The organism is Croceitalea dokdonensis DOKDO 023 (assembly GCF_001306415.1).
Lineage (GTDB): Bacteria > Bacteroidota > Bacteroidia > Flavobacteriales > Flavobacteriaceae > Croceitalea > Croceitalea dokdonensis.
In genome coordinates, this window is record NZ_LDJX01000010.1 from 1 (window position 1) to 17,086 (window position 17,086).

Here is a 17,086-nt window from a genome sequence, read left to right on the forward strand (position 1 = left end):
TTTAAGAACAGATTCTTGAAATTCAATCGTGGCAATTGGATTATGGCGACCTAGTAGGTATCAAAATGCTGCTTATCTTTGTACCTTGATTGGAAAACATGACTATTTTAGTAACAGGTGCGGCGGGGTTTATAGGTTTTCATACCTGCCTTAAATTACTTCAGCAGGGCCATACGGTAATTGGGGTGGATAACGTCAATACCTACTATGACATTAGCTTAAAAGAGCAAAGGCTTATATTATTAGGATTAAAGGAACCGGATTTTACCCAAGAAAACTCCCAGCTGGAATCTAGGAAATACCCCAATTTTTTGTTTTACAAGCTGAACATCTGTGAGCGGGACCAACTAGATAAGGTGCTCAAATCCCACCCCATGGATATGGTTATCCATCTGGCGGCACAAGCCGGGGTAAGGTACAGCATAGATCATCCTGAGAGTTATATCGCGTCTAACATCAATGGATTTTTTAATGTACTAGAAGGCTGTCGGAATCTTGGCATTTCCAAATTGGTCTATGCCAGTAGTTCCAGTGTATATGGCAACACGGAGGTGATGCCTTTACAAACCTCCACCAAAGCAGATGAGCCAATAAGCCTTTACGCTGCCACAAAACGCAGTAACGAACTCATGGCCCATACGTATAGCCACCTATTTGGACTTAAATCCATTGGGCTTCGCTTTTTTACCGTTTACGGACCGCTGGGAAGACCGGATATGGCCTACTTTAAATTTACCAAAGCTATTTTGGGGGGAGAAACCATACAGGTGTATAACCATGGAAAACAGGCACGTGATTTTACCTATATTGATGATGTTACCGAAGGACTGTCCAGGGTAGTTCATTATCTGGAAAAAGAGACCTCAACATCAGGCCTACACCGGGTGTATAATCTTGGCAAGGGAAAACCGGATGCACTTGCTGATTTTATAAAACTATTGGAACTTGCCTTAAACAAAAAAGCGATGCTAAAGTACGTTGATGCACAACCCGGAGACGTCACCAAAACTTGGGCGGACACCTTGCCCTTTAGCAACGATTTTCAATTTGAAGCTTCCATTGATCTGAAAGACGGAATAAATAGATTTGTTTCTTGGTATTTAAACTATCCTGTAAACTAAACTAAGTATTTTTACGTTCAAGAATACATCAAGATAAATCTCACAAACTATAAATAGTAGATACTAAACATCATTATGAATTTAACTGTAATAGGAACAGGGTATGTAGGTTTGGTCAGCGGCACTTGTTTTGCCGAGATGGGCAATACGGTCACCTGTATTGATATCGACGAGAAAAAGATAAACGACCTAAAGAAAGGGATTATCCCTATTTATGAACCAGGGCTAGAGCCCATGGTCATCAAAAACGTAAAGAACAATACCCTTCATTTTAGCACAGACCTCGCCCACAGTCTAAAAAAATGCGATATCGCCTTCATAGCGGTAGGAACGCCCATGGGGGAAGATGGCTCCGCAGATTTACAATATGTACTGCAGGTAGCCTCTGACATTGGAAAGCACATGCAACAAAAGCTAATTATCGTAGACAAGTCCACAGTTCCCGTGGGCACCGCGGACAAAGTGCATGAAGAAATCAAAAAACAATTGGAAATTAGGAATGTGGACATTGATTTTGAGGTGGTCTCCAATCCAGAATTCTTAAAGGAAGGTGCCGCCATTAGTGATTTTTTAAAGCCGGACCGTGTGGTGGTAGGCGTAGCCTCCAAAGAGGCAGAGGACACCATGAGGGCCTTGTACGCACCATTTTTTAGAATTAAGGATGCCTTTATCTCCATGGATGTACGTTCTGCGGAAATGACCAAATATGTGGCCAATGCCATGTTGGCCACTAAAATTTCCTTTATGAACGAGGTCTCCAATATTTGTGAACTGGTAGGTGCGGACGTGAATAAGGTTCGTATCGGTATTGGGTCGGATAGTCGCATCGGATATAGCTTTATTTATCCGGGGAGCGGGTATGGTGGCTCTTGTTTTCCCAAAGATGTAAAGGCCTTAAAACGTTCGGCACAACAGCATGGATACACACCAAGACTTATTGATGCCGTGGAAAAAGTAAACAACGACCAAAAAATGGTCATTGCCAATAAAATTGTAGCCAAGTTTGGTAAGGACCTTAAGGGGCACACCTTTGCTATCTGGGGGCTTTCATTTAAGCCGGAGACAGACGATATGCGAGAGGCTCCCGCTATTTATATCATCAAGGCCCTAGTGGAAAAAGGTGCCAAAATCAAGGCATACGACCCCAAGGCCATGCATGAGGCACAGAGTTTTTACCTTAAAGGGGTGAAAGACATCGAATACTGCGAGTCTAAATACGACACTTTGAACGAAGCCAATGCCATGGTATTGCTAACGGAATGGAAGGAATTCCGTTCCCCAGATTTTGAGGAAATTAAAAATAGGTTAAAAGAGGCCGTTATTTTTGATGGTCGTAATCAATATTCCAACCTTAACCTAGAAAATAAGGGGTTTGAGTACTACCAAATTGGTAAGAAATAAGTTAAAATACCCGTTGTGCATTTTGAATGCTTTTTAGAGTTAAAACTGTCAGTTCGAGTTTTTTCTGGAAGAAAAAGTATCGAGAACAAGGCTTCAATGCTAAAATTCTGATTCTCGATACTATTTTCCGATACTTCATATCAAAAAATCACTCGAATTGACGAATTTTCATCAAAATGCACAATGGGTTTAAAATCCTTGAAAGATTAAAACGTCAATCCGCGTCAGCAGATTGACGTTTTTTTGTTTTTATGAATCACCTTCTTTGAATGTTGGCCACTCATTAGGTCTAAAGGGCAAACCCAAAGGCCAGCTGCGAATTGAGCAAATCATTCTCGCACAACCCCTTCACATTCAGTGGATAACTTTTTATTTTTTTACACCCCATTCATCTGATCAACCCATAAATTTGTGCGTTGAACGATTTTTAACCGCATATAAACGATGACGACCTATTTTTAACTGTATTTTTCGGAAAAGCCTCAATAATTAACCCGAAGAATTAAATGACCTGCTATGCTTCAGAGAACACTATACCTTAGCATATTTTTTCTGTTTTACTCAATAAATACATTGGCACAAGATTCGGATTTTGATGGCATTGATGATTTATTAGATCTTTGTCCGACAATTGCAGACCCCAACAATCTGGACACGGACAGCGACGGGATTGGGGATGCTTGTGATCCAGATGACGATAACGATGGGATTTTAGACCGTAATGATTGCGAAATTGTAATCCCTAATTTCAGCTTCGAATCAGGTACCACTGGCTGGGCTGTTGAGGCTGCCGATGGCACACTGAACAATTCTGTGGTGGTTTCCCCAGCAAATGATGGGCCTTTTATTGGAGCCGACGGTCCAAATTACCTTGATATAGAAGCATTTAATGAGACGATTACGGTAACCACCCTCAATGCTACCTCAGTGTATGAAGAAACGAACTATATTCTTACCGTTTCACTTGGAGACCTTCCACCAAATGGAGTGGTACCCAATGCATTTTTAGACCCGGGTAGCGTACGTATAGAACTGGGCTACGGTGAAAACAGTGGTGCATTCAATCCGATACCCGGAGCAGCATTGGATATTGATGGCCCCACCCAATTAATAGAAGGTTGGAATGAGTTACGCCTTAACTGGAACGTAAATTTTGGTAATGTTGAACTTGGACAAGGCATTTTAATTCGTATAAGCCACACAGGGCTGCCGGGAAGGGTGGGTCTTGGACTGGATTATATCAGGCTACAACGGGATGACGATAATGATGGTATCAGCAATTGCGTGGAGGTAGACTCTGATGATGACGGTTGTTTTGATGCTACGGAAGCTGGGCATGTAGCCAGCCTAAACCCGTTAATTCTAGGACAATTAGATGGTACTGGAAATACTGGTGGTATAGTGACTGGTGCTTTAAGTGGATATCAAGGTAGTACAGTAGCCGTTTTTGACTCAAGTATTCAGACTTGCCTACCAGGTTATGAGGATAATGATAATGACAATGTTCCTGACGCTTTAGATGAGGACGATGACAACGATGGGATTCTTGATCGCTTTGAGTGTCAGGTTCCAATAATAAATTCAAGTTTTGAAAATAATTTACCCGGAACTTTTCCGCAAGATGGCTGGACCTTTGATTCAACTTCTGGTTTTGGTGGTGGCGTTGTTACCCCAAATGGTATAGATGATTATTTTGCTGCTGCCGAAGGGGGACAGTATGGCTTTATCAACGGTAATGGAACGGTAACTATGCGAACCACAACTGCATCCTACGAAGAAGGGTCTTATATCTTAACCGTTTCTATTGGAGACGGTATCGATTATTTCAATGATAACTTTCGAAATGACGGTACTACTATTATTTCTATGGGATACGCAGATGACATCTCAGGAAATTTTATACCAATAAACAGTAGACCTATATATGGGTGGGAAACTCCAAACGGGGTCTGGAAAGATTTTACCCTTACCACAACTGTTCCACCTTTAAGCCCATTTCTAGGAGAAGGTATTCGAATCCAAATAGAACATGTTCAAAACGATGGGCAATTCCAGCGTAGAGGTGATTACGACCATGTACGGTTGGTACGAGACAGAGATAATGACGGCATCCCCGATTGTGAAGATCTTAACAGTGACGGAGATACTGTAAACTGCCCAGATGTTAGTGAGGTAGGACATATAGATAATGGAAGTGGACAGCTATTAGGCACTGGAATAAACTTAAGTAACGGCCGTGTTATTGGATTTGCCTCGGGATATACAGGCTTGCGAGAAGCTTACTTTGATGCTACAATCAATGCCTGTGCAACCAATGATACCGATAATGACACTTTTACAGATTCAGACAGCTATTATTTTCTGACTAATGGTTTTACAGACTGGGACGAAGAGGATAGGGATAACGACAATGACGGAATAACAGACCTAAACGAAGATTGTCATTTAACTTCTCAAGGTGTAGCCCAGCAACCTTATAATTTTGAGTTTCCATCAAATAATTTTATTTATTTACCCCCGACGTTACCAGAGCCATTCTCTACTGGTCCAGGGCCAGGTGGAACGGGAGTTTTAGATTTTTGGATTGCCAGTGACCCTTCAATTACGGGATCTCATCTTGTCAACGCTGATTTATACAATAGTCCCTTAAGCGGTTTACCTTATTCGCCAAATTACAGCACGGATGGCACCTTACAATTTGATAACTTAGATGTCAATAATGTTAGTCCCTCAGCCTACAACAATGACCAATTCGCATTTATTAACGGAACGGGAACCTTAACGCAAACCGTATCTGCAGTTAATATGGTTGAGGGTTCATATATCATAACAATTGCCATTGGCGACGGTCTGGATTACAATGATACCTTTAGAAATGATGGTACTACCCGCCTGGAGGCAGGCTATATTCAGGGAGGTGTTTTTCAGGTTATCTCGACGAGATTGGTAGATCCTCACGAAACTCCGAACGGCACATGGACAGACATTTCTTTCACAGCTACGATTCCAGCGGGATCTCCTGCGATAGGTCAAAATTTACTTTTAAGAATAAGACATATTGCCAACTTTGCAAGAAATCAAGGGTCAGGAAACTATGACTTTATACGAATCAATATGGATTACGATAACGACGAAATTCCAGATTGTATCGATTTTGATTCCGACAATGATGGTTGTCCAGATTCCATTGAAGCCGGTTATTCAGATGGTGATCGCGATGGTATTTTAGGTATTGGTTTACCTACCGTAGATGGTAATGGAATCGTCACCAGTGAAACAGGCTATACCACACCGGTGAACCCCAACGTTAGAAGTTTTGCGGAACCTGCCATAATTGATACCCCCTTGCCAGACCCAATAACCGTTTGTGAGGGGTCGGACGCGGTGTTTACCATAGTGGCCAGTAGGGCAGGTACAAATACGACCATTTTTTACGAATGGGCGGAGAGTACCGATGGTGGCACCACTTGGACCGTTTTATCCAATACCGCCCCCTATTCCGGCACCGATACGGCCAGCATGACCATTACCGCAGCTGGGACAGTATTTGATACCTATCAATATCGTGTGCGTGTTACAGGGGATGACAATCTCTGCTACGATGAAAGTAGCACCACGCTAAGTGTATTACCAGCACCTACCATCCCTACAATTAACGTGAATAGCCCGAGTATCTGTGTCAGTGAAAATGCAGTATTCGAATTGACTGGAGGTGGGGCAAATCATGTGGCGACCTATAGTTTTGATGGGGGTACGACGACAAATACAGTTACCCTGGATGGAACCGGAAATGCTACCATTGTTGCCACGGCGGCAAGCGCTGATGTTATCTTCAGTCTAATTGGCCTCGATGATGGCTCCTGTACAGTTACCTTGGCGCCAACGCCTACTGCAACGATAATGGTTAGTGCTGAACCTGTTGTAGATTCGGTGTTAACCACACTGACCTGCGCAGCGGATTTATTGACCTATGATGCAGATATAAGCTTAACCGCAGGAAACATCACCGCAGTGAATGAAGGAACTTTGGCGGGGACTCTCGTCACTGGTATTACGGCAGGAACGGATTTGATAATCACTGTGGATAACAACGGTTGTATTAGGGATTTGACCCTTACCGCACCAGATTGCAGCTGCCCCACTATTACGCTTCCGATTAACCCTGTTGGGGCCGCAGTGTGCGAGGGCGGAACAAACCCTAACATTTCATCGGAATTAGACCCTGCGGGGCTTGGCGATCGTATAGATTGGTATGCAACGGCCACTGGGGGAACCGCTTTGGCATCTGGACTTAGCTATTCCCCTACGGATACGGCTCCTGGAAGCTATACATACTATGCGGAGGCGGTGGAAACGGCCTCAAGCTGCACCAGCACGGCTAGATTGCCCGTAGATTTTACCATCCACCCCGCCATTACGGCAGATGTTTTGGCAGACGAGCCCTCCATTTGCGACGGGTTTACCTTACCGGTACTTAGTCCAAACAACACCTATTATACTGGCCCTGGGGGTACGGGAACCCCTCTAAATGCGGGTGATGTTATCACCACTTCCCAGACCATCTATATCTTTGCGGAGTCCGCTACCAGTCCGGCGTGTACCGATGAAAGTAGCTTTGAGGTAACCATTACCCCTACCCCATCCGTAACCATTTTGGCCACCAGTTGCTCCACGGACCTGCTGACCTATGACGTACTGTTTCAGCCAGTCACAGGTACCATCACAAGTACCGTGGGAACGGTCTTGGGTACCGATCGGATAGTAGATATCCCTGCGGGTACGGACGTTACTATTACCGTAACGGAAAATGGCTGTAGTGACAACGCTATCATTACCGCTCCTAACTGCTCTTGTCCTCCTTTGGATGCTCCAGAGAACCCCATTAATGGGTTTAACTGTACCGGCGATGCCACGGCCACCCTAACGGTAGACCTGCCTGCCTCAGGCGGAGATACTATTAATTGGTATGATGTAGCTGTAGGGGGAACACCCATTGCCACCGGAACGAGCTTTACCCCTACGGAAACGGCAGCCGGGGTGTATTCCTATTATGCCGAAACCTTTGACAGTACCAATTCTTGTAACAGTGCAAGAATTGAACTTAGCTTGACCATTACGCAATCTCCCACTGCGGATACCCTTACCGATATTGCCGTTTGTGATAACTACGTATTACCTGCCTTATCCACAGGAAATAGCTATTACACAGGGCCTTTGGGCACAGGTACCCAGCTGAATGCGGGAGAGACGGTAACGGCAACACAAACCATTTATATTTTTGCGGAATCTGGTTCCACCCCTAACTGTATCGATGAAAACGCCTTTGTGGTAACGGTAAACGAAACCCCCGATATTACCATTCTAAGCAGAACCTGTGCGCCAGATTTGGCCACTTATGAGGTTGTCATCTCCCCGGTTACGGGAACCTTGACTGCATCGATAGGTACCGTTTTGGGCAATGACCGGATTGTGGGTATACCTGCAGGGATAAACGTGTCCATTACCGCAGATAACGGTGGTTGCAGCGCCAATACCTTGGCCATTGCCCCGGATTGTAGCTGTCCTCCTTTAGACCCTCCAACCAATAGTACGGATGCCATGGTATGCGAAGGGAATCCTAACCCTGCCCTTTCCGTAAGCTTGCCCAGCTCTGGGGGTGATACCATCAATTGGTTTGATGCCCTTGTAGGGGGAAATCTAATTGCCAGTGGAACGTCCATTACCCCTAATGACAGCTTACCAGGCGTTTATACGTATTATGCACAAAATACGGAAACCGTTTCGGGCTGCACCAGTGAGCGTGTCCCTGTTACTCTAACGATAACCGCTATTCCAACCCTACCTACCATACCCGATACGGAGGCTTGCGAGTTTTTTGTATTGCCCCCACTGGCTACCGGTCAAGGCTACTTTACCGCTCCAGGCGGCAATGGAAGTACCCTTGCCCCGGGCGCACAGGTCACCACTAGCCAAACCATCTATGTACGGGCCGTGGCCGAGGATAACCCAAATTGTGCTGCGGAAGGTAGTTTTGAACTCACCGTGCTTCAAGAACCCATCTTGGACATCCCAGAAAACATAAGCCTGTGTTCAGATGCTACTGGGGCAGTGGCCCCAATTGCCATTGGGGTGGATTTAGGCCCGGGCTTTCGTTATGATTGGACTCCGGACAACGATACCAATGGCGACGGAATTGAGGAGGCCATTTTCCAGATAACACAACCTGGAACGTATAGCCTACAGGTATTTCAGCTGGGCACCACAACGGAGTGTGGTGGCTTTGCCACCTACCAAACCACGGTAGAAACCGTTCCGCAGCCTATTGGGCTGGAAGTTGAGGTAACGGCCGAGGGCTACGAGCTGGACTCGGGCAATAGGGTACGCTTGCTCACCGGGGACAATCCACTGGAATTTGACCAATATGAATACAGCATTACCTCTGCAGAGGGCCCATTTCAGGAGAGCAATATTTTTGAAAATGTGGATGGTGGACTATATACGGGATATGTACGTGCCCTCAGCGGTTGCGGCAGCGTGGTGGAAAGCGCACCTTTTTTAATCGTTAATTACCCCACTTTTTTTAGTCCTAACGGAGATGGCATCAATGAGACCTGGATTCCCTTGGGAATAGAAAATTTAAACATCACCTCCTCCTTGGAGATTATGATCTACGATCGCAATGGCAAACTGCTGACCCGTTTAGACCCCTTGGGCACCGGCTGGGACGGCACCTATAATACCCGTCCATTGCCGGCAAGCGATTATTGGTTTACCGTAGATTTTGTGGATGAACTGTCTAACAGGCCCATACGGTTCAATGGCCATTTTAGTCTTGTACGATAATTATCTGATTTTTTTCATCAGTGCTTGTTAAACCTGTGTAAGTTTCGTTTTACAGCAGATTTGATATCCTCGGGGAAAAAACGGGCAAGTTTTGCCAGCAGGTTGTTTCTCTGTTCAAAAAGTTCCCGGTCAAAGGTTAAATTGGGTACCGTGTAAGGAGGGTGTACCAACGGAAAATCCAATTCTTTGTGGACTTTATAATTTAAAAAAGGACTTATCGTTGCCGTGTGGGTCGCTTCTTCACCTTCACCAATATTCTCAATTAAATTCCACTGGGGATAAATGGTCAATTGGTTTTGGGCCGCTACCGAAAAGCACCACTGTATGTCCCATGCACTTACTTTTTTCCCTGCCACTTTCTTCAGGTTGTGTTCCCAATAACCGTGGTCCTTACCTAAAAAGCCCGTATTATCTATAATACTCCTCCGGTGCGGTCCCTGCAACCAAGACATTTCCATATCCATATTTTGCCATGCCCGCCTCCAAGTGGCCCAACCCCAATTCTCCACATATTCAGAAAAGCAATAGGATTCGTTAATCAATTCCTTTTTGGATGGGTTGTAACCCGTAATACCGCCAATTCTTAAATCGTCTCTATACCGTTGCAGTAGCGCTTCACAGAAAGGAAAAAAGCTTATCAATGGCTTACAATCATCTTCTAAAATAATGCCCATGTCCACCCTTTCAAAAAACCAGTTGATCGCTTGGTAAACCCCAAGTCCACAACCCAGATTGGTCTCCTGAAACAAGGTGTTCACTTCGCATGGCCAGTCAATCGCATCCAATATGGCAGCTCTTGTTGCAGCAACCCGCTCTGCCTCACCAGGTTTGTTGTCCCGCGGCCCATCTCCGGCCAAGAACAATTGTGTAGGGGCTATCTTCCTAATTTGCATCAAGGTTTCCAAAGCCACTCCTTTCCTGTTAAAAATAATAAACAGGATTGGAATTTTAAATGCAGCTTGGCTATCCATCAGTTGTCCAAGTTTTAGGGTAGTAATGGTTATCCCTCGTCATTTGTCTTACACTTCTGGAAATAAAGTATTTGGAATGGCTAATGGGCCAAGCGCCAATAATCTGATCCCGGCGTAACAATAAACGGCCCTCTTTTGCATGGTACCCCGTTGGCGGATGGCAGCCCCTCACCGCACTGGTGCCAGAGGCGTATCCGCTGTCATACACAAAGTCCATGGCTTTGGCATCACAGTCATTAAAGGTTCCATAGGTGTAGGCAAAATGTTGTATTGGACCACAATGCTGCTTTAAAATAGTATCTGTTTTGTAAAAATCTTCTTGGAAATTTTCCAAACTAAGTTGGCTTACCCGATCGTGTGCATAGGTGTGGGCGCCAATCTCATGCCCAGCTTTTTGTAGGACTTCAATTTCAGACCAATTTAAAAAGGGTACGGGTGGCATATCCAGTTTTTCTGCACAAAACTGTTTTATCGCTCGCTCGTCGGTGAGGTTGATGCTAAACGGATTTACATAAAAGCAACAGCTTGCGCCCACTTCCTCCAAAACGCTTGCAGCGTTCAGGTTATTTTGAATGCCATCATCAGAACTCCAGGCCAAATAAGGCTTGTCCACCGTGCCGTCTTTTATGCGCTGCACCGCTTCACTATGGGTGATAAAGGTATGCGAAGTGGCCAACTCATGCACAAGTTTCCTAAAGTTCGCAATTTCGTCCTCAAAAATATGATGGATGTATAAAAAATGAATTCTAGGTTGCTTAAAATTTCCTCTATACTTAGGGGATTCCAAAATATGCAGGATATCCAAAGCCAAACGCCTTGCATAATACCTTGGGGAACGGCCCAAATAACGCTGAAATTCGGTAAACGTGGTACAGTAGCTCATAATAGGTGTTGCTGTAACGGTAAAGAACGACAAAATACGGACAAAAGTATATGTAATGGCCCTATCAGCAAACACTTTTTTTCTTGCTTAACCTCCGGGAACTTGTACTACCATGCAAAGAATACAACCGCTGTAGTGTGCCTAAAGCTGCATTATAAAACCAAGGGAACATATAGGGAAAAGGTTTTAAATTACCCATTGTGCATTTTGATGAAAATTCGTCAATTCGAGTGATTTTTTCCTACGAAGTATCGAAAAATAGTATCGAGAATCAGAATTTTAGCTATGAAACCTTATTCTCGATACTTTTTCTTCCAGAAAAAACTTGAACTGACCGTTTTAATTCTTAAAAGCATTCAAAACACACAACGGGTTATAAATTCTTAAAAATTAAGGTAGTTCATCGAAAAAAATATCGATGAACATCCAAAAAATGAATACTTCCGTAAAACGGTTATCTGAAAGATGTATTTGGTCGAAAAAAAACATCATTTAAGCGATAAAGTATAATTTATTCAGAACTTTAAATCCCAAAATCTAAGAGTTGAACTTAACCTAAATTTTTAAAAACCCTACTTTGCTATGCGTACACTATCTTTTTTTAAAATCACCCTTATGTCCATTGTATCCCTTCTTTGTATTTGGCTAATCGGCTGTGAAGCGGACACCGATTTGTATGGCGAACTTACCCAATTCCAAGAAGATGAAACCATCACCGAAGACTTTGACACAACCCCTATCCCTGATAATGCCACCGGTTCCGAAGAGGAGTTTGTTGTAGACGAGAATAGTTATTTTGTATCCTCAGAGGCCTCAGGAAGCAATGATGGTAAATCTGAGGCTACGGCCTGGACATGGTCCGAAGCCGTGGCAAAAGCAAGACCTGGGATGACCATTTATGTTAAGGCCGGAAAATACACCAGTGGTAATTTTGAATTTAACCAAAGGGGGGATAGTTCAGAGAAACTTAGGTTTATAGGTTATAAAGAGGTACCTGGGGATATTGATGCATTCAAACAGACCTTATTGTCTAATAGTGTAAGGGATCGGCGTGGAACAACTCGTCTAGCCAATGATGAGGAATTTGATTACACAAAACGACCAACCGCCTTAGATATGCCTTTTTTCGAAAAAGCATATCTACGAAATGACATGTTCTTTACCATTCGAGGCCAGTTCATTGAATTTCACAACTTTATTATAAAAGGTGGTGATTTTGGAATGTTTTTTAATGCTGACTCGGCAAATAATAAGGTAATTAATTGTATCATTATGGAGCAAGGCAATCTCGATATTGGGTCTAGGGACTCTTCACACCCCGATCGCTATCAAGGATTTGGGATTGCTAATAGAAGTTCTACCAATTTGGAGGTTAGGTTCTGTAGTTTTTTAAATAGCGAACAACACGCACTGGAAATCAAAGGTGCCAATTCCGGCGTTTATGCGGACAATGTTGTCTATTCCTACAATGAAGTAAATGGAACCGATTATTTTTTCTTAATTACCAGTGAATCAGGAAGACCGTCTTCTGATTTAATCGTTGAGTACAACCGCTGTCACAGGCTTACGAGCACCACCCACGGTGGCCATGGTTTTATAGTCAAAAATGGCGCTATCAATAATACGATTAGAAACTGGAAGGTTATCAACACTAATATTGAGGCTAGCTTTGCAAGCTCAACGAACAATACTTTCGAAAAAGGCGAATTGAATGGTTCCTATTACACCGATGGTGACCCCTTGGCCTACATTCTAACCTCAAATAGTGCGACTGGCAATACTTTTAAGGATATAATCATAGATAATGTTTGGGGCGGGTTGGTTTTTTTAGACCATGGTGAGGACAGGAGCAATGCATATGCAGGAAGGGCCAATGATTATATCAATATTATTGTTAAAAATGCCCAATATGGTGTAATATTTTCTGAAAGCTATGCACATTTGGGTCCTACCACTGACAACCAGTTTTTAAACTGTACTTTCTATAACACCCAATTTGGCATCCGCGCGCATCGGGAAAACAGTGGAAATGCCTTTATCAATTGTCACTTCTCGGCTTCGGCATCTTTATATACCAACCATAGGGGGTACGTACTGAACGCCAATACCAAATTTGAAAATTGTCACTTTTCAGGAAATTTAAATAGAAATAGCCCATTGGCCTTTGAGGAAAATAATATCATTGATGGCAACCCTATGTTTAGTGATCCAAATTCCATAATCGATGGTTCCTTTGACGTAAGTGGTCTTGAGCTGTTACCCAATAGTCCTTTAAGGGGTGCTGGAAAGGACATTGGCCATTTAAATAGTAAAGCCTCCAAAGATTTTAACGGTAAGACCAGAAGTAGCTTTAATATTGGGGCTTTTTAAGACATTCTTATTTTTCTAAAAAAAGCCTCAATTTTGGGGCTTTTTTCATGAGATCAAAATTTTATTCCCTTTTTTACGTTTCTGTACAAAACTAAAACACGGCACACTTAACGGAGCCAATTACTTAAATTTTAAAACTTAGTGTTTACATGAAAAAAGTAGCATTGATCACTGGCGTTACCGGCCAAGACGGAGCCTATTTAAGCGAATTTCTACTTAAAAAAGGCTATATCGTGCATGGTCTAAAACGTAGGTCATCCTTATTTAATACGGACCGCATAGACCATCTGTACCAAGATCCACATGAGACCGAACGTAATTTTGTGCTCCATTACGGGGATATGACGGATAGTACCAACTTGATCCGTCTTATCCAAGAAATACAACCAGATGAAATCTATAACCTGGCGGCCATGAGCCATGTGGCCGTTTCCTTTGAAACCCCAGAGTATACGGGTAATGCGGATGGGTTAGGAACATTGCGAATCTTGGATGCTGTACGCCTATTGGGCCTATCCGAAAAAACAAGGATTTACCAAGCCTCTACATCAGAGCTCTATGGTAAGGTGCAAGAGGTACCGCAGAGTGAAACTACCCCATTTTACCCCAGAAGCCCTTATGCGGTGGCCAAAATGTATGCCTACTGGATAACGGTAAACTATAGGGAAGCCTACAATATGTATGCGTGCAATGGTATTTTATTCAATCACGAATCCCCCATTAGGGGAGAAACTTTTGTGACCCGAAAAATTACGAGGGCCACTGCAAGAATTGCCTTGGGATTACAGGATAAGTTCTATTTGGGTAATTTGGATGCTCAAAGGGACTGGGGGCATGCCAAGGATTATGTGCGTATGATGTGGATGATCTTACAAGCAGATGAGGCCGAAGATTGGGTCATAGCAACGGGTAAGACCACCCCAGTGCGTGAATTTGTGCGAATGAGTTTTAACGAAGTGGGCATTGAACTGGAGTTTTCTGGCGAAGGAGTGGATGAAAAGGCCACCGTAAAGGCCTGCCACAACCCAGAATACCAATTGCCCATAGGCAAAGAGGTGTTGGCCGTAGATCCCAAATATTTTAGGCCTACGGAGGTGGACCTGTTGATTGGCGACCCCACCAAAGCAAATACAAAACTGGGATGGACCCCAAAGTACGAACTTAAAGACTTGGTGGCCGATATGATGCAAAGCGATATTAAATTGATGAAAAAAGACCAATATCTAAAGGACGGTGGATATCGGATTTTAAATTATTTCGAATAAATAGACCGTTCCTCCAAAAATAGTCAAGTCCAAAAAAGGCTTGACTATTTTTGTTCCAACATAACAGGTGTCGCCGTTTTTTAGGATACCGTATTGCAATAAATAACGAACCATGGAAAAAAATTCCAAAATTTACATCGCAGGCCATAGGGGCCTTGTAGGCAGTGCATTGCTTAAAAATTTACAGGCCAAAGGGTATACGAACATCATCCACAGAACCCACAGGGAGTTAGATTTGACCAATACACAAGCCGTGGCAGACTTTTTTGAAACCGAAAAGCCTGCCTATGTTTTTTTGGCGGCGGCCAAAGTAGGCGGCATTGTTGCCAACAACACCTACCGTGGGGAATTTATCTATGATAACCTCATGATCCAAAACAACGTAGTGCACCAAAGTTACCTGCATGGGGTAAAAAAATTACTGTTTTTGGGCAGTACCTGTATTTACCCTAAAGCCTGTCCCCAGCCCATGAAAGAGGATTATTTGCTTACCGATGTGCTGGAATATACCAACGAACCCTACGCCATAGCAAAGATTGCGGGGATTAAGCTTTGTGAAAGTTATAATTTGCAATACGGCACCAACTTTATTTCCGTGATGCCCACCAACCTTTATGGTCCCAATGATAATTTTGATTTGGAAAAATCCCACGTACTGCCCGCATTGATCCGAAAGGTGCATTTGGGCAAGGCTTTGGAACAAGGAGATTGGCAAACCATCAATGCAGATTTGGACCGCTTGCCCATAGAAGGGGTTGCTGCCAAGGCCACAGAGGCAGAAAAAATAGCGGTGCTGCAAAAATATGGGGTGGTGCAACACTCCCAAGGAACCGTTTCGGTCGAAATTTGGGGCAGTGGAAAGCCCATGCGCGAATTTTTATGGTCAGAAGACATGGCCGACGCCTGTGTGTTTCTTATGGAACAACGGGATTTTAAAGATACCTACAAAGAAAGGAGCACAGAAATACGCAATACCCATATCAATATTGGTACGGGAGAGGATATCAGCATTGCCAAATTAGCAGAATTGATCAAAACCAGTTTGGCGTTTCAAGGGAGTTTTAATTTTAACGTGCAAAAGCCAGATGGTACGCTAAAAAAACTAACCGATGTGAGCAAACTACATGCGCTGGGTTGGAAACATCAGATGGGCTTGGAAGAGGGTATTAAAAATATGTACGATTGGTACACAAAAGACTGATTGGTGTTGGGAAAACTATATTTAAAACCATTGGGAGGGTTATGCAATAGAATGCGTTGTATTGATTCTGCAATAGTATTGTGCGAAAAATACAAATACGAATTAATCGTATTGTGGGTAAAAGACCATGCTTTAAACTGTGGTTTCGACAAACTGTTCAAACCTCTAACGAGTAAAAAAATTACTATCTCTGTTATAGATTTACCAACAGGTTTTCCAGAACGGTATTCAAATCGATTTCAAAATCTTTTGCTTGCCCGACCCCATCCAAAAAGATTCCGTAGACTTTTATTGGTCAAAGCGGACCCCTTTAAAGCGGTTAGCAATTTGCGCTTACTATCCAAAGTTGAAAAAGTGGACAAAACAAAGGTTAAGAGCAACCATTTTTTTAGTGACATCTACGCTTCTGTACCCGATAAACATGAGAAACATGTAAAGGAACTTGACAACTGGCTCCTTTCAAAAACAACTATCTTATTACCCAACATGTTTAGTGACAGAAAAATTATTTTCATTGAATCCTGCTACAGACTTTATGATAATAAAATACGTTATGTAGATTTTGAACCCATAGACATTATAGTTCAAAGAGTTAATGCGCTTATTAATGCCAAAAAGAACGTGCTGGGAATACACATAAGACAAACTGACCATGCTATGGCCATAGAAAAGAGCCCGGTAGCTAAGTTTGTAGAAATGGCTAAAAAGGAGCTTGACCTAAACCCACATCTGGAACTATATTTATCTACTGACAACCATAGGGTAATCAATACGTTTAAGAGTGTTTTTTCAAATCGTTTAATTTATCAAACGGTTACCAGTTATAATAGAAATAGTCCCTTTGCAATACAGGACGCAGTGGTAGACCTTTATGCCTTGTCAAAGACTGAAAAAATTTACGGTTCACATCAGAGTACTTTTAACCAAACCGCTGCTGATATAGGTGGGTTACCTTTAAAAATAGTACATTAAAAGGCCTTATTAAATTAAGGTACTAACATTTTGTCATTATTTCCAGAACTATAAACAGG

Annotated in this window: 9 protein-coding genes; 7 read left to right on the forward strand and 2 right to left on the reverse strand. The window is 43.0% G+C overall.

The genetic code is table 11. The features are described 5' to 3' along the window. Window positions 1–98 precede the first annotated feature (98 nt). From I595_RS15995 to I595_RS16005, 3 genes are all read left to right on the forward strand, one after another. Window positions 99–1,121: an NAD-dependent epimerase/dehydratase family protein gene (locus tag I595_RS15995; RefSeq protein ID WP_054560462.1), complete on the forward strand. Its 1,023-nt coding sequence runs from the start codon at window positions 99–101 to the stop codon at window positions 1,119–1,121. Window positions 1,122–1,196: 75 nt separating this feature from the next. Next, window positions 1,197–2,522 (forward strand): UDP-glucose dehydrogenase family protein, encoded by a 1,326-nt coding sequence (locus I595_RS16000; protein WP_054560463.1) that lies wholly within the window; start codon window positions 1,197–1,199, stop codon window positions 2,520–2,522. Window positions 2,523–3,038: 516 nt separating this feature from the next. Further along, a complete protein-coding gene (locus I595_RS16005) occupies window positions 3,039–9,365 on the forward strand; it encodes an Ig-like domain-containing protein (RefSeq protein WP_083467649.1) in 6,327 nt (2,108 codons plus the stop codon). Between the two features lie 17 nt (window positions 9,366–9,382). Here I595_RS16005 and I595_RS16010 read toward each other — a convergent pair whose 3' ends face one another. Both I595_RS16010 and I595_RS16015 read right to left on the reverse strand, forming a co-directional pair. Beyond that, window positions 9,383–10,258, reverse strand: a complete 876-nt coding sequence (locus I595_RS16010; RefSeq protein ID WP_217997201.1) for a nucleotide-diphospho-sugar transferase — start codon at window positions 10,256–10,258, stop codon at window positions 9,383–9,385. A 70-nt stretch (window positions 10,259–10,328) separates the two neighbouring features. Then, the gene (locus I595_RS16015) at window positions 10,329–11,294 is read right to left on the reverse strand and encodes a polysaccharide deacetylase family protein (RefSeq protein ID WP_172675968.1); all 966 of its coding nucleotides are present in this window, start codon (window positions 11,292–11,294) and stop codon (window positions 10,329–10,331) included. A 507-nt stretch (window positions 11,295–11,801) separates the two neighbouring features. Here I595_RS16015 and I595_RS16020 point away from each other — a divergent pair. The 4 genes from I595_RS16020 (at window position 11,802) to I595_RS16035 (ending at window position 17,027) form a co-directional block, all read left to right on the forward strand. After that, window positions 11,802–13,589, forward strand: coding sequence for a hypothetical protein (locus tag I595_RS16020; protein WP_054560467.1), 1,788 nt, complete (start codon window positions 11,802–11,804; stop codon window positions 13,587–13,589). Window positions 13,590–13,738: 149 nt separating this feature from the next. Next, window positions 13,739–14,854, forward strand: coding sequence for a GDP-mannose 4,6-dehydratase (gene gmd, locus I595_RS16025; RefSeq protein WP_054560468.1), 1,116 nt, complete (start codon window positions 13,739–13,741; stop codon window positions 14,852–14,854). 112 nt (window positions 14,855–14,966) lie between these two features. Further along, window positions 14,967–16,055 (forward strand): GDP-L-fucose synthase family protein, encoded by a 1,089-nt coding sequence (locus I595_RS16030; protein WP_054560469.1) that lies wholly within the window; start codon window positions 14,967–14,969, stop codon window positions 16,053–16,055. Window positions 16,056–16,409: 354 nt separating this feature from the next. Continuing rightward, window positions 16,410–17,027, forward strand: a complete 618-nt coding sequence (locus tag I595_RS16035; RefSeq protein WP_157449786.1) for an O-fucosyltransferase family protein — start codon at window positions 16,410–16,412, stop codon at window positions 17,025–17,027. Window positions 17,028–17,086: the final 59 nt, after the last annotated feature.